Source organism: Flavobacterium sp. FlaQc-57, from assembly GCF_044007395.1.
Classification (GTDB): domain Bacteria; phylum Bacteroidota; class Bacteroidia; order Flavobacteriales; family Flavobacteriaceae; genus Flavobacterium.
The window spans coordinates 83,372-103,635 of record NZ_JBIPDA010000005.1 but is presented as its reverse complement, the minus strand read 5'-3'; the positions used below and the strand labels follow the sequence as shown (position 1 = coordinate 103,635).

General features: G+C 34.6%; 14 protein-coding genes. 7 read left to right on the top strand and 7 right to left on the bottom strand.

The window, feature by feature from the left end; genetic code table 11:
• Nucleotides 1-138 precede the first annotated feature (138 nt).
• Nucleotides 139-1,209 (top strand): DNA methyltransferase, encoded by a 1,071-nt coding sequence (locus ACHRVZ_RS15930; RefSeq protein ID WP_395423741.1) that lies wholly within the window; start codon nucleotides 139-141, stop codon nucleotides 1,207-1,209.
• Here the strand turns inward: ACHRVZ_RS15930 and ACHRVZ_RS15925 are convergent.
• From ACHRVZ_RS15925 to ACHRVZ_RS15910, 4 genes are all read right to left on the bottom strand, one after another.
• A complete protein-coding gene (locus tag ACHRVZ_RS15925) occupies nucleotides 1,192-2,088 on the bottom strand; it encodes a hypothetical protein (RefSeq protein WP_395423740.1) in 897 nt (298 codons plus the stop codon). The genes ACHRVZ_RS15930 and ACHRVZ_RS15925 overlap by 18 nt on opposite strands.
• A gap of 262 nt (nucleotides 2,089-2,350) precedes the next feature.
• Nucleotides 2,351-3,922 (bottom strand): SIR2 family protein, encoded by a 1,572-nt coding sequence (locus tag ACHRVZ_RS15920; RefSeq protein WP_395423738.1) that lies wholly within the window; start codon nucleotides 3,920-3,922, stop codon nucleotides 2,351-2,353.
• Nucleotides 3,923-4,006: 84 nt separating this feature from the next.
• Complete coding sequence (locus ACHRVZ_RS15915; RefSeq protein WP_395423737.1) at nucleotides 4,007-5,539, bottom strand: ATP-binding protein; 1,533 nt, start codon at nucleotides 5,537-5,539, stop codon at nucleotides 4,007-4,009.
• Between the two features lie 302 nt (nucleotides 5,540-5,841).
• The gene (locus ACHRVZ_RS15910; RefSeq protein WP_395423735.1) at nucleotides 5,842-6,078 is read right to left on the bottom strand and encodes a helix-turn-helix domain-containing protein; all 237 of its coding nucleotides are present in this window, start codon (nucleotides 6,076-6,078) and stop codon (nucleotides 5,842-5,844) included.
• 556 nt (nucleotides 6,079-6,634) lie between these two features.
• Here ACHRVZ_RS15910 and ACHRVZ_RS15905 point away from each other — a divergent pair.
• Genes ACHRVZ_RS15905 through ACHRVZ_RS15895 form a run of 3 tightly spaced genes read left to right on the top strand, consistent with a single transcriptional unit; the run spans nucleotide 6,635 to nucleotide 13,737 of the window.
• Complete coding sequence (locus tag ACHRVZ_RS15905; RefSeq protein ID WP_395423733.1) at nucleotides 6,635-9,655, top strand: SusC/RagA family TonB-linked outer membrane protein; 3,021 nt, start codon at nucleotides 6,635-6,637, stop codon at nucleotides 9,653-9,655.
• A gap of 10 nt (nucleotides 9,656-9,665) precedes the next feature.
• Complete coding sequence (locus ACHRVZ_RS15900; RefSeq protein ID WP_395423732.1) at nucleotides 9,666-11,054, top strand: RagB/SusD family nutrient uptake outer membrane protein; 1,389 nt, start codon at nucleotides 9,666-9,668, stop codon at nucleotides 11,052-11,054.
• 10 nt (nucleotides 11,055-11,064) lie between these two features.
• On the top strand, nucleotides 11,065-13,737 hold the full coding sequence (locus tag ACHRVZ_RS15895) for a prolyl oligopeptidase family serine peptidase (protein ID WP_395423730.1): 2,673 nt from the start codon (nucleotides 11,065-11,067) through the stop codon (nucleotides 13,735-13,737).
• Between the two features lie 65 nt (nucleotides 13,738-13,802).
• Here ACHRVZ_RS15895 and ACHRVZ_RS15890 read toward each other — a convergent pair whose 3' ends face one another.
• The 3 genes from ACHRVZ_RS15890 to ACHRVZ_RS15880 all read right to left on the bottom strand — a co-directional run bounded on the left by ACHRVZ_RS15890 (nucleotide 13,803) and on the right by ACHRVZ_RS15880 (nucleotide 16,202).
• Nucleotides 13,803-14,081, bottom strand: coding sequence for a hypothetical protein (locus tag ACHRVZ_RS15890; RefSeq protein ID WP_395423728.1), 279 nt, complete (start codon nucleotides 14,079-14,081; stop codon nucleotides 13,803-13,805).
• A gap of 99 nt (nucleotides 14,082-14,180) precedes the next feature.
• The gene (locus ACHRVZ_RS15885) at nucleotides 14,181-15,698 is read right to left on the bottom strand and encodes a MauE/DoxX family redox-associated membrane protein (protein ID WP_395423727.1); all 1,518 of its coding nucleotides are present in this window, start codon (nucleotides 15,696-15,698) and stop codon (nucleotides 14,181-14,183) included.
• A 213-nt stretch (nucleotides 15,699-15,911) separates the two neighbouring features.
• Nucleotides 15,912-16,202, bottom strand: coding sequence for a hypothetical protein (locus ACHRVZ_RS15880; RefSeq protein ID WP_395423725.1), 291 nt, complete (start codon nucleotides 16,200-16,202; stop codon nucleotides 15,912-15,914).
• A 394-nt stretch (nucleotides 16,203-16,596) separates the two neighbouring features.
• Here ACHRVZ_RS15880 and ACHRVZ_RS15875 point away from each other — a divergent pair, with 394 nt between their 5' ends.
• The 3 genes from ACHRVZ_RS15875 to mobC are packed head-to-tail and all read left to right on the top strand — an operon-like array spanning nucleotide 16,597 to nucleotide 20,237.
• Complete coding sequence (locus tag ACHRVZ_RS15875) at nucleotides 16,597-16,989, top strand: plasmid mobilization protein (RefSeq protein ID WP_395423723.1); 393 nt, start codon at nucleotides 16,597-16,599, stop codon at nucleotides 16,987-16,989.
• Nucleotides 16,974-18,230, top strand: coding sequence for a relaxase/mobilization nuclease domain-containing protein (locus tag ACHRVZ_RS15870; RefSeq protein WP_395423721.1), 1,257 nt, complete (start codon nucleotides 16,974-16,976; stop codon nucleotides 18,228-18,230). The genes ACHRVZ_RS15875 and ACHRVZ_RS15870 overlap by 16 nt, the downstream gene beginning before the upstream one ends.
• 18 nt (nucleotides 18,231-18,248) lie before the next feature.
• Complete coding sequence (gene mobC, locus ACHRVZ_RS15865; protein WP_395423719.1) at nucleotides 18,249-20,237, top strand: conjugal transfer protein MobC; 1,989 nt, start codon at nucleotides 18,249-18,251, stop codon at nucleotides 20,235-20,237.
• The last annotated feature ends 27 nt before the right edge of the window (nucleotides 20,238-20,264 follow it).

The following is a 20,264-nucleotide window of genomic DNA, read 5'->3' as shown; positions in this document are numbered from 1 at the left end:
AACAATTTAAACTACTTAATATTTAATTTTAAGAAATGAAAATAAATTTAAATTTTAAGAAAACAAAATATTATTATTTTAATACAAATATTGTATCTTCGCTGCGTAATCTTGTACAACGTTGTATAATCTTAAAATATGGAAAAATATTATACTGTGAGCGAAGCTGCTAATCAATTAAGTGTAAGTTCAACTACTTTACGTCGTTGGGATAAATCAGGTAAGTTTAAAAGTTTTAGGCACCCTATTAATAATTACAGAGTATATGATGAAAGCAGTATAAATGGATTAAAATTAGAAATTTCTAACGAAAACCCAAAAGTTCTCGAAGAAAGAAAGACTCTAAATTTCACTCCATATATCGAAACAAAAATAGGTAAATTATATAGATCCGATGCAATCAATTTTCTAAAAAGCATTGAAAGTGAATCAATTGATTTAATCTTTGCAGATCCTCCGTATAATATTAAAAAAGCAGAATGGGATACTTTTTCTTCACAGAAAGAATATATTGAATGGAGTATGCAATGGATAACAGAAGCTCATCGTGTCTTAACTAAAAAAGGGTCACTATATATCTGTGGTTTCTCTGAAATTTTAGCTGATCTTAAATGGGCCTCATCTGATTTATTTAACGGATGTAAATGGTTAATTTGGTTTTATAGAAATAAAGGTAACTTAGGAAAGGACTGGGGTAGATCTCATGAAAGTATTTTACATTTAAGAAAAAGTACTAATTTTATATTTCATCTAGATCATGTAAGAATTCCTTACAATGAACATACGACCAAATACCCTACAAGAAAGCAAGGAGATAGTTCACATTTTGCAAATGGTTCGAAAAACAAACACGAATGGACTCCTAACCCACTAGGAGCAAAACCAAAAGATGTAATTGAAATTCCTACTATCTCAAATGGTTCTTGGGAAAAAACTGTACATCCAACGCAGAAACCTATTGAACTATTACGAAAGATTATTCTTTCTTCTTCAAATGAGGATAGCATTATATTAGACCCTTTTGGAGGCTCTGGAACCACCTACGCTGTGGCGGAGGCTTATAACAGAAAATGGTTAGGAACAGAATTAGAAGAAGAATACTGTGAAGTTATAAAAAATCGAGTATCTGACTCTAAACTTATAAAGAGGATAAAGGCTGGCAACGACTCAGATGCCTCACAAAAAAGAAGATCAAAGTTGAGAGGGTAAAAGATTCCAAATATCTTTAGTCACTAATTGTGAGAAAGGAGCCATATGTTTATTAAATGGGCTTTTATGAGCATTGGGTGGCGGATCTAAATAGTACACCCCTTCAAGCTCAGTTAGGAATTGAGTATAAACCATAAATAGATTGGACACCAATGTAAATGAAGTATTATTGTCTTTACTTCTTTGTACATCATTTAAAAAAATTCCAATTACCTTTTGTTTATGTTTTACAAACTTTTCAAGTAATATTTTATCTATAAACATTTTACCCATTCTATCTTTTGAAGTAGTTTTTACCGACACTACAATTTCATTCTCATCTAAATGCGTGCTTGTTGATTTTACTTTTTTATATGGTGAAATTATTAAGTCCATTTCACATTTATAAATTTTTTCCCCATCATCCGTCACGTAAGGTATCTGTAGAACTTTACGGGTATTTGATATTTCTAATTCATTAAAAACAGCCCTCATTAATTCCTCAAAGCGATTTCCTACATGTTTTCTTCCACTATTCGAAGTCGAAAGCAAATCAAACCCACATCCAATTGATTGTTGAATTGTGTAAAGCACACTATCTATCAAAAATAATTCCGCTTCAGCATATTCATTATCTCTAATCTTCATTTTACTAAAAAGCATCATTAAGCGATTAAAATCACTTTCAAAGATAATAGGGTCATAGATAAATAAAATTTGATTTATTGGACGAAGTGCCTTTGTAAGTCCGGCAGAATTTGAAACATGGAGTTTATAATCTCTCTTAATTTTATCTCCTGTAAGAACATTGGGAAGATAATTTAAAACTCTTAATGTAACATCTTTAAACTCATTTAAAGTATCTTTTCTTACACGTAAATCTTCTTCTAAAGCGATCATAAAAATAATTTTAACGAATATAGTAATTGACTTTTTATAAATCTTAAATTTCAAAAAAAATCTTAAAAAATAATTTAGTTTCGAAAAGTTTCTATCGAGGAATCTAAAAAACAGATTCATTCTTACTTTTAACTAATTAGCCTTTCAGATTTCTGCGGGCTTTTTCATTTAGTTAACTTTCATTGGTTTTATTAACTTATTATTGCGCTGGTCAGCTCTGAGTATTTTGCAAAGATATGGCAGCTCATATTGCTACAATGTATTAACTGTGGTTATTTGTATACGTTAAGTAGTCATAAAGACAAATTAATTTTCTAAAATGTGTTCCCAATGAACTATTATTTAAGAATTCACAATTTTCATCTAAATATTGTCTTAAATGCTCTAAATTTATTTTGTCCACAAACAATAAGGGCGTATAAACTAAAACATGTAAATGATTCCCTGTCTCTTTCAATTCATTAAACGATTGAAAAATTGCATTTATTTCGTCCTTTTTTCGGATATAATTTGCTGATGGATAAAAACTTTCTATTTGTACTTCGTTAACTTTTTTAATAAAACCTGGAGAAAATTCTGTCGTATCATTATCTTCGTCAATTTTCGAATTTTCATTCAAAAAACCTGCATTTCTTAAATGCTTAAAATAGGGAATATATTTTCCGTTTAAATATGGCAAACAGAGTTGTGATATTTTTACAGCATCCCATTCTCTAGAATTAATCGTATCAGTAAGAATATCTTTTAACTCAATACCTTTTATTCCAACTTCGGCAAATTTATCTTTTAACCCAACTCCATAAACAAATTCCGCATTATGTAATTTTTCAATATCTTCCAAATTATCAGTTACGTAAATTTTTGATTTTGAAGTATTCGATTTTACAAAATCGTAAACCATTCCTTTCATTTGACGAAGAATTTTTATTGGTAATTTCCTTTTATTATTTGCTAATACGGTGAATAGATCAATAAAATCATGTAAAACAACTAATTTAATCGGTATAACAGTATCTGAAATAAGCAATGTACTATCAATTATTGTTGGTTCTATTTGTTCAGAACTCCACTGACAAAATATTAGTCTATCTTTTAATTTTTCAACTTTCTCTTTTGTTAGACACTTGATTATAGATTTTAAAATTGATTGTATATTTTTATCATCTAAACTATAACCAACAAATATTATTGGATTTTCAATAAAAATAGTTAATAGTTTTGCTGCGAGATACGCATTACGTTCCTCGTAGTTTAAATAATCCTCTTCCGTTATTATTAATGAGTTAGGTTTTGATGAACAACCGTGAATTTTATAAATTTCACCGATAGAATATAGTTCAGAAAAAATTAACTCTTCTTGCCCGATAAATTTATTAAAATCAGGAAATGTACGCTCTAATAATTGGTCCCAATTTGTCGTTATAACACCGTCAATATTAATTTTTTTTAAAAGTTTTAATTCTTTGTCTATTATGTCATTTTGAACCAACTCAATTTTTGAACTAATCATTTTTGCCACTTCAAATTTTAAAGGAGAAAATTTTGTTTCTGCTAAAGAGGAAAACCGATTCCTACTCTCTTCAAATTCCGGATTGCTCCACCAAATATCATTAAAGTCTTGTCCAATTATTGAGGCTACCTTTGGAAGCTTTGAGTCAGCATTTGATTTATAAAAATTATAAGGCCTACTTAATTTTAAATCCTTACATATTTCCATTAGTAATAATTCCCAAGTTGGAAGCCCTAAATATCTTCTTGAAAATCCTGAACCAACAAATAAAAATGGTGAAGTTGAAAATTTTGAAATGTGTTGCTGGAATTGATTTGTAAACATATTTTAAATTGTATAAAGTTTTTTTGTCAAAATTTATCATTTTTTGAGATAATAACATATCACCAGTTACTTGCTGGTATTTTTTTAAGGTATTATTGTCTGGATAAATGTTCTCATCATAATTATTGAGTCATTGAGATTGTTAAAAGTATATTTTGTATTATTAGTGTTTTCAGGATGATGAATTTGATGTCTAATATAGTCTGTGAGAATTATCTGTTCTATTTTCAAAGTTCCATCTCGCATTTGCTTATTGTAAGCAACAGTTGGTTTTGCATTTCTGAAATTAATTAATTCTCCCTCTAACTCGATGTAACCATAAAGTTCATTGTGATATTCTTCTGTTACTTCTGAAAATGCAAGAAAATTAACTTCGTTAAGTGAAGGATAAGGAAGTTGATTTGGCAAAATGACTTCTATGTTTTTTGTATTATTATCATTTGTAACTAACCTTAAATGCTCAAATTTTAGTGCTTTAACCAATGTTGCGCTATGTGTCGTAATAATTACTTGTGTATTTGGTGTTGTAGCAAGTTCCAAAAAAGCAGATACTAATTTTTTCTGATGGTCTGTATGTTGTGAAGTTTCTGGTTCCTCAATTGCATAAATAATGCTTGGTATATTTTCTTCTACTTTTCTTCTTTCAGCTTCTGCTCTAAAAAAATTAAGTAAAATAAGTCTTTTCACTCCACTACCTCTTTTATTAATCGGAATATCATCATCACCTGTAATGGAAACACTTTTAAATACATCAGCCCATTTTAAACTTTCAACTGGTGGAATAATTGGATTTAAACTATTCGCAATTTCGGGATTCATTTCCCTTACTTTTTCAAGTGTTCTAGTAGAAACTTCTCTTAATTTATTTTCTACTTCTAATGCAATTTCAGTAAATTTTTGCTTAAGTATTGTATCATTCAAAATTTGTTTTACTGCTTCTTTTAACGGATCTTGCACTTCACTATCTCCATCACTATTTTTTCTATCAGATTGAAATAACGAATAAAGAGGTAAATAATTTTGTAATTTATCCCAAATAGATTTGGTCTCACCTTTAGTTACATCAATTTCAATTTCAGTTAATTGTAGGTCAGAATTAAAATGTGTCCAAATAGCTTTACGCATTACTGCATTTATCGTTTGATTACTACAAGTAATTGTATTTTCCCTTATAGTTTTTTGATAATCAGTATTTTTCTTTTGTAACAAGTCTTTACAGTTGTCGCTTGTCGGGTGATTTGCTCTAACAAAAACTTTTTCTTTACCTGCATTTGGATATTTCTTTATTATTTCAAGTTGATTGCTAGAATTTAATAAATATTCTGCTTGTAGTGTGGTTTCGTTTGTACTGTCAATTATTATTGTTGTTGGCAATTCTTCAAAACAAACGGATATTACTATTTCGTTGTCATTGTCAGCAACTGCTTGTTTGTTTATGTCATCTTTGTCAAGTTTTACAACACCTTTACTGTCATTGAAGAAAATATCCAAAGCTTCTAAAACCGTTGATTTTCCAATGTCATTTTTACCAACAAAAGCTGTCAAATCATCAAATTCAATTTCTACTTCGTTTTTGTAGCTTCTAAAATTCTTAATTTTTATTTTTTTAATTTTCATATGTAAATGCTGTTTTTTTGTTATATGTTACGATATACTTGCAGGTAATTCATTTATAAATGCTCTAAAATGGCCTCAACTAATCTAATTTTATAAAGCTTTATCCCATTTATTAACTTCAAGACCAAACATATAAAACCATTTTATTTTTCTATTACGGTTTTCCATAATTTCTATCAGTACTAAGTTGTAAAATAATTCTTTTAATAATGAAAAGGCTACCGTATAAATACCTGTTTTAAATTTTTATCGAGCATAAAAAAAGATGCCTAAGCATCTTTCTAATTATTTAAAATTTACAATTATTTATCTATGTCATAGTCTAATAACTCTTTTGGGTGCTTACCTAGCCCCTTTGCTAGATCTAAAAGAGTAGTGAATGAGAGATTTCTCTTTCCATTTTCAATATCACTTATTGTAGCTTTAATAAGCTTATCACTATTTAACGCCACTTTATCTTGACTTATGTCCAATTCGGTTCGAAGCTTTTTTATATGTAAACCAAATTTTTCTAATTTTTTTTCCTTGTGTTTCTCCATTTTTTAAGCTTTTAAACAAAAGGCGTGATAATTCTTTAAAAAAATGTTATAAGATCTTATAACAAATTAATATATTTTGTTATATTTGCTTATTGTTTGAATTATTATTCAATAATATTTGCTTTAAGCATTTAATTAAATAATTTTGCGATTCTTCATATAAAAAATTGAAGCATTCGCTTAGAATCTCGTTTTCAAAAACTGGCGTTTTAAATACCACGAGAGGATAAGTAAGATGCTCACGTCTTATGGCGTGGGCTCACTTATTTGTGGTAGGGCGCCGCCAGTGCCTTGAAAACTATAAGTCGAGTTCCATGCCTTTTTTTTAAAATAACTCTCTTATTTATTCTTAGCAACATTCTTCTTATCTGTTTGAATTTCGCATCCTAAAAAGTCGAATCCTTTAAACTATCAATGCCTGCGTTAAAAAAAAATCGTTCATTATGATCATTAAGCCGTTTACTTAATACATAAAAAATGGCCCTCTATTCTGTAGCCAAACTTTCATAGAGGACCGTAGCTAATCAAATCACTTTAACTAACCAATCCCAATATTATGAATAATTTTTCATTTTACAAGGATGGAAGAGCTCTTTATTGCCTAATTTTTATGGGTATCTGCTTCGCTTTTTCATCTTCTTTTGCCAATACAAAACCGTCTTTCAGATTTTTACCTCAGCAATCACAGGTTCATGGAACTATAACCGATGGATCCAGTCCTCTCCCTGGGGTGACTGTTTCTATTAAGAGCAAACTAAATTCTGCAGTCATATCCGATTACAGTGGACAATATTCACTTGCTGCGGCGCCATCAGATACTTTAGTAGTATCTTTTATTGGATACAAAACGGCTTATATTCCTGTTAAGGAACGCAAAGTTGTAGACATTCAACTTCTTTATGATACAACTACACTCCAGGAAGTACGGGTGAATGCCGGATATTATTCCGTCAGGGAAAGTGAGCGAACAGGAAGCATTGCACGCATCACCTCCAAAGATATTGAAAACCAGCCGGTAGTGAATGTACTGGCCGTTATGCAAGGACGCATGGTAGGAGTTAACATCACTCAGCAGACCGGTTTGCCCGGAGGTGGATTTGATATCAAAATCAGGGGACAAAACAGCCTGCGAACAGATGCCAATGCGCCGCTTTATATTATAGATGGCGTGCCTTATGCCTCTGACCCAATTGGGTCAAATTTAACGGGCACTGCCTTTCCAAAAGTTACAAGTCCTCTAAACAATATCAATCCCGATAATATAGAAAGCATTGAAGTTTTAAAAGATGCAGATGCAACTTCTATTTATGGTTCCCGAGGAGCAAACGGCGTGGTACTCATTACCACAAAGAAAGGGAAAGCAGGGAAAACAACTTTTAATTTCAATACTTCTACAGGAACAGGCAGTGTGACTAAATTCATGAAACTGATGAATACACAGCAGTATCTGCAAATGCGTAAACAGGCTTATGCCAATGATGGAATTGCAAAGTATAAAGCCTCAGACTATGACATCAACGGAACATGGGACCAAAATCGGTACACCAACTGGCAGAAAGAACTCTTAGGCGGAACAGCGCAGATTTCTGACTTTCAAGGCACCCTATCGGGTGGTTCTGATAACACACAGTTTCTGCTCAGTGGGAGTTTCCATCGTGAAAGTACCGTTTTCCCCGGTAATTTTCTCTATAAAAGAGGAGGAGGTCAGTTGAATCTGAATCACCATTCCCAGAATAATAAATTCAAAATCAATTTCTCTGCAGGCTATACTATTCAGGACAATAATCAGCCTTCCTATGATTTTACATATGATGCGCGTGCACTGCCTCCTAATGCACCGGCACTCTACCAGACCAATGGAGATCTGAATTGGGAAAACGCAACATGGAACAATCCGCTCAGAAACCTCAATACCAAATTTGAATCTAAAACCAATGATCTTCTTGCCAATACGCTGTTATCCTATGAAATACTTCCCAATCTTTTTATTAAAAGCAGTTTTGGTTTTACTTCACTAGAGACAAAAGAAACCAGAATAGTGCCCACTACGATATATAATCCTGTTTATAATGTCAGCAGTGCCAACGCTGGTATATTCCTCAATGATACCCAGCGCAGCTCATGGATCGTTGAGCCTCAGATCAACTGGTCTAAGCCGTTTGGGGCTGGAAAATTTGATGTTCTTCTGGGGGCAACCTTTCAAAGCCAAACCACTGAAAAGCTTTACCAGTCCGGTATAGGATTTGCCTCCAACAGCCTGATTTATAATCTGGCTGCCGCCAAAACAGTCAGTATTACACTCGATGATGAAACGGTTTATAAATATCAGGCTTTTTTTGGAAGACTTAATTATACCCTTCAACAACGTTATATTTTGAATCTGACCGCCAGACGTGATGGTTCTAGTCGTTTTGGTCCCGGGAATCAATTTGCGAATTTCGGGGCAGCGGGTATTGCATGGATTTTTAGCAAAGAGAATCTTCTGGTAAATAGTTCATGGCTCAGCTTTGGAAAACTGCGTTCCAGTTATGGTATTACCGGGAGCGATCAAATCGGTGATTACCAGTATCTGGATACCTACAGAACATCAGGAGTATTATACAATGGCGCTATTGGACTGCAGCCATCCAGACTCTTTAATGCCGATTTTGGTTGGGAAACCAACAAAAAACTGGAAATAGCGCTGGAATTGGGGTTTCTTAAGGACCGAATTTTAGCAACAGGGGCATGGTATCAAAACAGGTCATCGAACCAATTGGTCGGTTATCCTTTACCTGGTACAACAGGTTTTACCTCATTACAGTCCAATCTGGATGCAGTAGTCGAAAATAGTGGTTTGGAATTTACACTGCGTACTGTTAACTTCAATAGTGGAAGTTTTAACTGGACGACCAATTTCAATATTACTTTTGCAAAAAACAGGCTCGTAAGCTTTCCTGGACTTCAAGCTTCTTCATACAGCCAGCAATATCGCATCGGACAGCCCTTAAACATAAAGCTATTCTATCAATTTCAGGGCGTTAATTCGCAAACCGGAATCTATCAATTTGAAGATGTAAACAAAGACGGAAAAATTACTTTTCCTGACGACAAACAAACGGTGGTTGATTTAAACCCGAAATACTATGGAGGAATCCAAAATACCTTTAGTTATAAAAAATTTGCACTGGATTTCTTATTTCAATTTGTGAAACAAAAAAACAGGTCTTATCCTATGGGAGTAGCAGGCCTGATGTCAAATCAGCCAGTAAGAATGGTCGACAACTGGAAACAGCCCAATGATATGGCAGATTTTCAGAGATATGCGACAGGATCTAACATTAATGCTGTAAACGGGGATAATTTATATACCGAAAGTACTGGCTCCATTACCGATGCATCTTATATCCGTCTTAAAAACATTTCTATTTCCTATGACGTACCCATACATGTAAAGGCTTTTCAGTTCAAGGTAATCATGCAGGGGCAAAACCTGCTGACCTTCACAAAATACAAAGACGGAGATCCTGAATTTTCAAGCTATGGCTTTCTGCCTCCCCTAAAAGTAATAACAGCCGGAGTTCAGCTAACCTTTTAAAACTATAACCATGAAAACAATCCATTTTAAATCCATACAAATACTATTGTGTTTTTTTTTATTTAGTACCATGATCTCCTGCGAATCCTTCGTAGAAGTAGAACTCCCTAAATCACAACTGACCAGTGAAACGGTTTTTGAGGACTATAATACCGCCAGTGCTGCCCTCACAGAAATTTATGCCAGTATTAGGGATAAAGGAATTTTAACCGGCGGTGGACTTGGTATCTCCAATCAACTGGGTAATTATGCGGACGAAATCACAAGCACGACAAACCCAACCAACATTAGCTTTTATTTTTACAGCAATACACTATTGCCTACAAACTCTTATGTTGCCTTATACTGGAATACTGCCTATAATCAAATATATGCAGCCAATTCCGTTTTGGAAGGAATCCAGTCCACTAAAAACCTGACTCAGGCGCAGAAAAATCAACTGCAGGGTGAAGCGCTTTTTATTCGTGCACTAATACATTTTTATCTGGTTAATATTTTTGGAGATGTCCCATACATTAATCAAACGGACTATAAAATAAACAGCAAGGTTACCCGAACTCCATCTGATGAATTGTACCGTTTGATTATTGCAGATTTAGAGCTTTCGGCAAGTCTCTTATCTTCCACCTATCTTTCTGCAGACCGGAAACGTCCCAATACACTTACCGTAAAAGCACTTTTAGCAAGGGTTTATCTGTACAAAAAATCATATCATGAGGCGGCTAATATGGCTTCAGCTGTTATCAATCAGCAAACGCTGTTTAAATTAGAAAGTATTACCACTGCTTTTCTTGTTACTTCCAAGGAAACAATCTGGCAGCTGCAATCAGCTAATTTGGGTCAAAATACTGCCGAGGCAACTTACTTTATTTTTACGGTTTCTCCCCCTCCACTAATTTCTCTAAGTAACACGCTGGTCAATTCCTTTACAGCTACAGATCTGCGCCGCTCTTTGTGGATCAAATCGGTTTCCAATGGAAGTGCAACCTGGTACCATGCTTATAAATATAAAGAAAACACAACTACTTCAGCCTCTAAGGAGTACTCCATAGTGTTTCGCTTGGCCGAGCAGTATTTAATAAGAGCCGAAGCCAGAGCGATGCAAGGTGATTTAATTGGTGCAAAGGAGGACCTGAATAAAATCAGATATCGCGCCAATCTGAATGATACAGCGGCCGTAACGCAGCAGGAAATAGTTGATGCTGTTCTTCAGGAAAGACAATGGGAACTTTTTACAGAGTATGGTCACCGTTTTTTTGATCTAAAGCGTTTGGAAAAACTCGATAGTACGCTCAAATCAGTAAAGTCCGGCTGGAAAACTACCGATAGACTTTTTCCGATTCCCAACACCGAATTGAGTGCAAATCCCAATTTAAAACCTCAGAACCCAGGATATTAAATTTATTACCATGCTAACAAAATACAACAAAAGGGATATCTATTACTTTAATATCTATTCAAACCGTTTTGCCATAATTCTTTTTTTAGTTTTATTATTTGTTTTGCAATTAGTGACCTGTCCCTACTGGGGGCAGGTAGTGCAAAAAAAACAACTGACTCCCTCTGACTACCATTTGTGGGGAGAAGTAAAACTGAATAAAATTTCATTTGATGAAAAATGGGCAAGTTACTCAATGTCTTACGAAGATGGCCGTGACACCTTGTTTGTACGCCATATTAGTACGAATAAAACATATCCTTTTGCCAAAGGAGACAATTCAGTTTTTACAGGTAGTAATCATTTTATTTGCAAAAGCCCTGAAGGCATGCAGATACTAAATTTAAAAACAGCAGAGCAAAAATCAATTTCTGGTGTGAAACTTTTTAGCTATTGTCCCCAAACAGACCAGTTGATTTATCTCATTGAATCTGATACCGATAAAAAGAAATTGATAATTGCATCTTTAAACGGCGGCAAAATAAAGTCTATTAGTAATGTAAACCATTTTTTACTGAGCCCAAATGGAACCAGACTTATATACTCTACCTTATCTAATGCTAAAAATATCTTATGGCTAATGGATTTGAAAAAAACTAATAGTCCAAAATCGCTTGCTTCAGACAGTACAAATCAATTCAGCTTTCTTACCTGGCAAAAAGATGCTCGTTCACTTGCCTTTTGCAAGCAAACAGTCGACCGTAGAATTAACAGTCTTTTTTACTATACCATTGAAAACGATAAATTGTACGAGTTTAATCCGTTAACACGTTCTGAGTTTCCGGACAGTACCTCCATTGTTTCAGGGGCTTTCAATAAAATCCTAATTTCAGACGATCTTCAGAAAGTCTTTTTTTCTGTTCAGAAAAAGAAAAATCTTTCTAAGAGCGAAAACCACTCAGGTGTTGAAGTCTGGAATACCGCTGATAAATGGACATACATTCAGGAAGAGAAAAGCGGGAATTTTCAGAACAAACCAAAGATAGCGCTATGGCGGCCTGAATCTGATCGTTTTGATATCATTACCACAAATGAACTGCCAAATATTATACTTACAAGTGATCTGGAGCATGCCTTGCTTTCTAATCCTAAAGCGTATGAACCGCAATTTGAATATAATGGCCCCAGAGATTTTTATATCGTGGATCTGAAGACTTTTAAAAAAGATATGTTGTTGGAAAAACATCCCTATACACTTATTGCCCTTAATGCTTCGCCAAACGGCAATTATTTTGCCTATTTTAAAGAAAATAATTGGTGGGTATATAATATTGCACAAAATAAACATACCAATATCACAGGCATATCACAAGGTAAATTTACAGAAAAAAAAGAATCATTAGTCCCTGAATCGATCAGTGGCAATCCGGGATGGAGCCTGAGCGATAAAGAAATTTTACTCTATGACCAATATGACATTTGGGCCTTTACCCCTGATGGAAAAACCTTTAAAAGATTAACACATGGAAGGGAAACAAAAATCAAATACCGAATAGCCGATCCTCCCAATAAAACAGGAGAAAAACACAGCTATGACGGATTTGTAATTCCATCTGTTGACCTAAGTAAAACACTACTGCTCAGAGCAGAAGGCGAAGACGGCAAAACCGGTTATTTTAAATGGGATGCTGTAAATGGAGAGAAGCCAATTATCTATACAGACAGCTACATCGATCAGTTAAATTACAGCTCAAAAAAGAACAGCTTTTTTTTCAGAGAGCAAAGATTCGATATGCCTCCAAGATTGCTGGTACAAAAAAACACAGAACAGTCGACTGTATTTTTTAACAGTAATACACATCAGCAAAAATACTACTGGGGGAAATCTGAGCTGATAACCTATGAGAATTCTAAAGGAAAAAAACTTAAAGGTGTACTCTTTTATCCGGCAGATTATAACCCAACAAAAAAATACCCCATGATTGTCAAAGTTTACGAAACACAATCAAAAGAACTTCATGTCTATGATAATCCGACACACTATAATTCAAATGGTTTTAACATTAGTATTTTAACCGCTGAAAATTATTTTATCTTTTTACCTGATATCCTTCTTGAAGAGAAAAATCCGGGATTTTCTGCCGCGGATTGTGCTATCGCAGGAACGAAAAAAATAATTGATTTGGGAATAATTGACCCTTCTAAAATAGGAATTATGGGCCATTCCTTCGGAGGATTTGAGAGTTTGTTCACCATAACACAGACACAGTTATTTTCTGCTGCAATTGGCAGCGGGGCCATTACAGATTTAAACAGTTACTATCATACTGTGAATCAAAATACTGGACAGCCTGATATATGGAGATTTGAAAGCGAAGAATGGAACATGCAGGGACCTCCCTCTGAAAACCAGCAAGAGTATCTTTCCAATTCCCCAATTACACACATTGGTAACATTAAAACGCCTGTTCTGTTATGGACTGGAAAAGAAGACTGGCAGGTAGACAGCCGTCAGAGTACAGAATTTTATACAGCGCTTCGAAGGCTCAGAAAAAAAGGAATCATGCTGCTGTATCCCAATGAAGGACATCTTTTAATAAAACCTGAAAACCAGAAAAATACAACACAAAAAATACTCGAATGGTTTGATTATTTCCTCAAAGGAAAAAAAGGTATAAAATGGATTGAAAATACCATAGAATAAAATTGTAATGAGAGAAAAAAACAAAGCAGTTCCCAAGGGAACTGCTTTGACTTTTAATAAATAAATCAGTCGGGTTTGTAAAGTGGTACAATACAATTATCAGATTGATTACGGTAGGCCAAAGGACCTGAAGTACCTGATACATGACAAAACTCGTCTTTCGGCGTACTGTCGCATTTAATTGGTAAATCATCACATTGTCCCTGTGCATTAGCTGCATATCCGGATTCCGGAGCCATAGAAGTTTTTACTGCACTCTGCATAGAAGTGGTAACAAAAGCTCCCGAAACCGCCAAAACTACAACTCCGAATGGCAGCATGTTTTTAAAAGATAACGTTTTCATGATATTGATATTTAAATTAAAATTTGATCTACTTTTTTCTACAGGTTTTCGATCTCTTTTCCTGATACTGATCAGTATATTTTTAATGTTTTTATATCTTTATTTGGATTTAAATTCTTTCTTTATGATCTCTCTAAATTTATACACTGCAATTCTCTTTCCTATTAAAGCATAGAGATGTGTTTGCGTGACAATAAAAGAATGTAGTTTTTCATCTGTACGATGATAAATCGGGAAACTGAGCAGATAACTCTTGTTGTTCAAATCATAGATATCGATGATAAAAGAACGTTCCCACAACTGATCATTTTCAGCTCTCCCCTTTACTTTTGAATGTACAAAAAGAAGATTTTTATAAACTGCAGTATGCGCATTTACGACAAAAGAAGGTGAAGACATAGCGCGTTCTGTTCCGTTTTTTAAAGAGGTAACTTTTATTTTTACCTGTTTAATTGTGTCAATGGTATTTCCCCTGTAATCAAGAAAGCCATTTTGATCAGCCACAATAAACTCATTGCGGTAATAATAGACATATATAATTTTCTTTAGTTCCTCGCTGTATACTAATGTACCGTCAGTATCAAAAATACCGTCAATTTGTTTTTGCAGTAAACCTCTTTTGTAGTTAACTTTTAGACTGTCAATTGAATTATAAATCCCCAGTACATTTGCAGAATTCACCGCATTATTAGACCTAAAAACAATAGTAGTGCTGTCAATTGGAATGGCCCTGGTAAAATAAGGCATCCCTTTAAGTTCTTTTGTGACTCTCCAGTTTTTTAGATCACCTCTAAAAAATATAGGAACGCTTCCGTCAAAGAGAAAAAAATGAGAATTACGCACAGCTATGGTGACAATTTTGAAGGGAATAGCTTTTGGATCAAAGGCTATTTTTAATGTATCCTGCTCTTTTAAATCTTCATTCAGTGCTACTACATGCGAGGGGTTTGTATAATTCCCTAAATACACTCTTCCGCTACTGAAACCGGCAAAATAATAGGAATTGAATTTTAAATCTACTTCGCTGGAAAATTCGGCAGAATGAGTGGGATAACGTCTGAAAAACGGATTATTATGATGCATTATATTTTCCGAAGAAAGAAACAAAAATATCACAATTGAAGTACTAATTACAATTGTTGCTGCAATCCATTTTAATGATTTAAAAACTGCTGAACCATTATTATACTTATCTTGAGAATCACAGCTAAATAGTATTGCTGCCATGGCCAGAATCATAAATACAATATTAAAAATCAGATGTACATTCCAGCTCATCTTTTCCAATATCCCGCCACAGGAACAAGGAACAAAAGAACTATAATGCAAGATGATAAAAATGTAAGCCGTAAACATGGTCATTAGACCCAGTGAAGCTTTTAAACCTATTTTACGAAATTTTGGAATGATCAGCAGCGCTGTTATTATCAGTTCAACTAAAGGAACCAACCAGGATACCCAGAAAGCAAATGCACTTAAAAGCGGTGACTGTCCAAGCTGTACTTGAAAATTTTCAAAATCCAGTATTTTACTCACTCCCGCATATACAAATAGCAGTACGTATAAAAGGCAGATGATCTCAACTACATAATTTTTTATTTTGGCACTTGAATTCATGATGTAACTATTTAGTTTACAGTATCGAAATAAATCTGCTATAGATAATATTCTACTGCAAATGTAAATGAGATATTTCTTATAAATACTTTAAGAATCAAGCCAAAAGTTTTGAAAATCAGGCAATTTTAAGCCAATTGAGGAGAAACTAAAAAAGATGCCTGTACATTTTATAAAAAGTACAGACATCTAATTACTTAACAGCATTTTACTTTACGATTTAATAGAAGCACTTATTGCCGTAAGCTTTTCATTGAGTTCTACAAGACCTGCCTTCTGCAGACATTCTAGTGAGAGATTTTTAAGTTCTGATTTGCCTTCCTCTGAAATACTACCCAATAGCGCTGAAGGGTCTTTTTCCATCACCAGACCATCACTGATGATATGGCTTAATAAGAGTACATTTTTTCGTGAAATTTTCAAATCAATCTTCACCATCTCATTCATTCCGGGGATACTCAAAACCGTATCAAAAACCCTTGCTGCATCACTTGCTGTAATCATAATTTACAATTTAAAATTAATACTTAACTCACTGTAAAACTATAAAGTATAAATCAGATTATCCCAGTCAAAATATGGCGGTGATTGGTCAGCTCCTAGACCTTTTATAATTTAGTACCTCAGCCGGGCAAAACAATTTATGATACTTCTTTTTTTAAGTTATATCCCACGAGTGAAATCTCATGGAGTTATACGTCTTAAAGACGAAGCAGCTTAAAAAATCTTTGAAATAAAGCTAGATTTCTTTAAAAACAGCTCAAAAACTGCAACGTTCCTGCAGTCAGCAAGATGTCCGGTTGTATCACAACCGATATCTTGCTGCCCTTTTGCTCGAAACTCGCTGGCAGTGAAACCTGAAAATTAAAAAAGAGATGACAAACATAAAAAGTGAACTATGGAACCCGTAAAGAATAACAGAACAAAATGGCTACACCTTCGTCTTAATGCGGATGAATTTGAACTGATTCAAAAACAGTTCAAAAAAACAACCTGCAGAAAACTCAGTGATTTTGCCCGGAAAAATCTACTGCAAAAACCTATGGTTTTAAAGTACCGGAACCAGTCACTGGATGAGCTGATTCAAGAACTCATTCAACTCCGATTCCAGCTCAATGCCGTTGGAAACAACTTCAATCAAAGCGTAAAAAAGCTCCATACGATTGCTGAAATTTCCGATTTAAAAAAGTGGATGACTGCCTTTGAGTCAGATAAAAAAGGACTCTTTGAGACCGTGGAAAAAATCAAAACAAACATTGAAAATCTCTCGCAAAAATGGTTGCAGTCATAAATACAGGACATTCCATAAGAGGTATAATTACCTATAATGAGAATAAGGTTTCTCAAGGCGAAGCCCTGTGTATCGGCGAGGGAAACTACCCTGTTGATATCCAGAAAATGTCAACCGCTTTTAAACTGAACCTCTTGCTAAAACAGCTTGAACTTAATGAGAATGTAACGCGCAGCAGTGTTCATATTTCACTGAATTTTGATCCATCTGAAAATGCCCTTACCAAAGAAAAACTAATGCAGATTGCAGCTTCCTATATGCAGAAGATCCGCTTTGGCCAGCAGCCTTATTTGGTTTACCAGCATTTCGATGCAGCTCATCCTCATATTCACATTGTCACCATAAAAGTTAAAGCAGACGGTTCAAGAATTGATATGCATAACATAGGCCGCAACCAATCCGAAACTGCGCGTAAAGAAATTGAGAAAACCTTTAATCTGGTCTGTGCTGACTCCAGAAAAAATCTTCGTAATACACCTATTGTGTTCATTGATATTGAAAAAATTAAATACGGAACAGTGGATTCTAAAAGAGCCATCAGTCGCGTTCTAAATGCCGTAGTTCCACATTACAGATATACAACAATCGGTGAACTAAATGCCGTTTTAAACCTCTACAACATAAGGGCAGAACAAGGAAAGGAAAACTCAAAAATGTACCAAAGCAAAGGACTGATTTACCAGATTCTCGATCAGCAAAAAAGACCAATAGGCGTGCCTATTAAAGCGAGCAGTTTTTATTCAAAACCAACCCTTGCCCAGCTCGAAATTAATTTTGTAGCCAATAAGAGCTCCAGAACACCACATATGAAAAGAGTCAAAAATGCAGTGGATCTGTTGCTCTTAAAAAATCCGAAAATAAAACTCTCTGAACTTGAATCCAGATTGGTTAAAAAAGGAATTGCTATGTGTATCAGAACAAATGAGCAAGATATGGTTTATGGAATTACCTACGTGGATCATTTAACAAAATGTGTTTTCAATGGAAGTAGCCTTGGTACAGCTTATGCTGCAAAGGGCCTTCAGGAGCGCTTGGGTACCACAGGCTTGAGTGTGCCAAAACTACAATCCATATCTCTCAATCAAACAGCAAAACATAGTAAATCTTTTATTTCAGTTTATGAGCTCCAAAGAATAATTGACAATGCACTTCAGCCTGATATTGTTTCACAATATATTCCGAACCAGCTTAAAAATAAACGCAAAAAAAGAAAAAGAAAAGGACAGTCCGATAATCAGTAAATCATAAAAATCATGGCAATGCAGACAGGAGAAAATGAACAGGCGCTCAGAAAAATTTTAGATATGACAAGGCTCATGAGCATAGTGCTCCTGGGCATACATTTTTATTTTTATTGCTATGCGTCTTTCAGGCAGTGGAACCTTACCTCGGAATTTACAAATCGGATTCTATCCAATATCTACCATACTGGTCTCTTTAACAACTTTTATAAATCTAAACTTTTCGCCCTTGGACTATTGTACATATCATTGCTGGGAGCAAAAGGTAGAAAAGACGAAAAACTACAGCTTAAAACAGCTTTATACTACCTGATAATAGGAGTAATAATTTACTTTGTAGGGTATCTCTTGCTCATACCTGTTTATGAGCATCAAGTAAAAACAATACTGTACATCTCAACTGTATCCATAGGCTATTTGATGCAGCTCTCAGGCGGCACACTTCTTTCACGAATCATAAGTCAAAAATTAAGTGTAAAAGACATTTTCAATAAAGAAAATGAAACATTTCCCCAGGAAGAAAGGCTCATCGAAAATGAATACTCCGTAAACCTTCCTGCGCGATACCATCTTAAGGATAAAGTTCGAAAAAGCTGGATCAATATCATAAACCCTTTCCGTGCAATTTTGGTTACCGGAACTCCGGGTTCAGGAAAATCTTATTTCGTAATCCGTCATGTTATCTCCCAGCATATTAAAAAAGGTTTTGCCATGTTTATCTACGATTTTAAGTTCGATGACCTGACCATAATTGCGTACAATACATGGCTCAAATACAAACATCTTTATACCATAGAACCTAAGTTTTATTGTATCAATTTTGATGATTTAAGCCGTACCCACAGATGTAATCCTTTAGATCCTAAGGCGATGAATGATATTACGGATGCTGCAGAGTCAGCAAGGACAATCTTGATGGGACTTAACCGCGAATGGATCAAAAGGCAGGGTGATTTTTTTGTAGAATCCCCCATCAATTTCTCAACCGCAATAATTTGGTATCTTCGTAAATATAAGGATGGCGAATTCTGTACCCTACCCCATGTGATTGAACTAATTCAGACAGATTATGAAAGTCTTTTTACTGTGCTCAGAACAGAAAAAGAAATCGAAGTGCTGATCAATCCCTTTGTCAGTGCCTACTTGAATAACGCCAATGAGCAGCTTGAGGGACAAATCGCTGCAGCTAAAATCTCTCTTGCCAAACTCTCGTCGCCTTCACTTTATTATGTACTCTCTGGAGATGATTTTACACTTGACATCAATAATCCACTCGATCCAAAGATTGTTTCAATGGGAAATAATCCACAGAAAATTCAAACATATGGAGCTGTTCTTTCGCTTTTTGTAAGTCGTCTTATCAAGCAGGTAAATCAAAAAGGAAAACTGAAAAGTAGCCTTATTTTTGACGAATTTCCAACGATTTATCTCAATAATATAGACAGCCTTATCGCTACTGCAAGAAGTAATAAAGTGTCAACCTGTCTGGGTATTCAGGACTTCAGCCAGCTTCGAAAAGACTATGGCCGAGAACAAGCAGATGTAATTATTAATATAGTGGGAAACATTATTTGCGGACAGGTTACTGGTGATACCGCAAAACAGCTCTCCGAGCGCTTTGGCAAGATTATGCAGGACCGTGAAAGCCTTTCCATAAACAGCAGTGATGTATCAATCAGCCGCTCCAAACAATTAGAATCCGCCGTGCCCGCATCTAAAATAAATGCCCTTAGCTCTGGCGAATTTGTTGGCATGATCGCTGACAATCCGGACTGTAAAATAGAACTTAAAACATTTCACTGTGAGATTGTAAATGACCACCAAAAACTTAAGGATGAAATTGATAATTACAAAGAAATTCCCATAATCCGCACCATCGATACTGCCATCGTACAGCGAAATTATCTGCAAATTAAACTAGATGTAAAAGAAATAATTGAGAGTGAAATGGAAAGAATCATTAAGGATCCTGCCTTGGCGAATCTTATATTAAAAAAAGACGATTAAATTAAATTTAAAAAATGAGACATCAAC

Coding starts and splice junctions, on each gene's coding strand:
- ACHRVZ_RS15910 (WP_395423735.1), bottom strand. CDS start 6,078: ATGGAGAAACACAAGGAAAAAAAATTAGAAAAATTTGGTTTACATATA.
- mobC (WP_395423719.1), top strand. CDS start 18,249: ATGCAGACAGGAGAAAATGAACAGGCGCTCAGAAAAATTTTAGATATG.
- ACHRVZ_RS15875 (WP_395423723.1), top strand. CDS start 16,597: ATGGAACCCGTAAAGAATAACAGAACAAAATGGCTACACCTTCGTCTT.
- ACHRVZ_RS15890 (WP_395423728.1), bottom strand. CDS start 14,081: ATGAAAACGTTATCTTTTAAAAACATGCTGCCATTCGGAGTTGTAGTT.
- ACHRVZ_RS15905 (WP_395423733.1), top strand. CDS start 6,635: ATGAATAATTTTTCATTTTACAAGGATGGAAGAGCTCTTTATTGCCTA.
- ACHRVZ_RS15925 (WP_395423740.1), bottom strand. CDS start 2,088: ATGATCGCTTTAGAAGAAGATTTACGTGTAAGAAAAGATACTTTAAAT.
- ACHRVZ_RS15895 (WP_395423730.1), top strand. CDS start 11,065: ATGCTAACAAAATACAACAAAAGGGATATCTATTACTTTAATATCTAT.
- ACHRVZ_RS15870 (WP_395423721.1), top strand. CDS start 16,974: ATGGTTGCAGTCATAAATACAGGACATTCCATAAGAGGTATAATTACC.
- ACHRVZ_RS15885 (WP_395423727.1), bottom strand. CDS start 15,698: ATGAATTCAAGTGCCAAAATAAAAAATTATGTAGTTGAGATCATCTGC.
- ACHRVZ_RS15915 (WP_395423737.1), bottom strand. CDS start 5,539: ATGAAAATTAAAAAAATAAAAATTAAGAATTTTAGAAGCTACAAAAAC.
- ACHRVZ_RS15900 (WP_395423732.1), top strand. CDS start 9,666: ATGAAAACAATCCATTTTAAATCCATACAAATACTATTGTGTTTTTTT.
- ACHRVZ_RS15920 (WP_395423738.1), bottom strand. CDS start 3,922: ATGTTTACAAATCAATTCCAGCAACACATTTCAAAATTTTCAACTTCA.
- ACHRVZ_RS15930 (WP_395423741.1), top strand. CDS start 139: ATGGAAAAATATTATACTGTGAGCGAAGCTGCTAATCAATTAAGTGTA.
- ACHRVZ_RS15880 (WP_395423725.1), bottom strand. CDS start 16,202: ATGATTACAGCAAGTGATGCAGCAAGGGTTTTTGATACGGTTTTGAGT.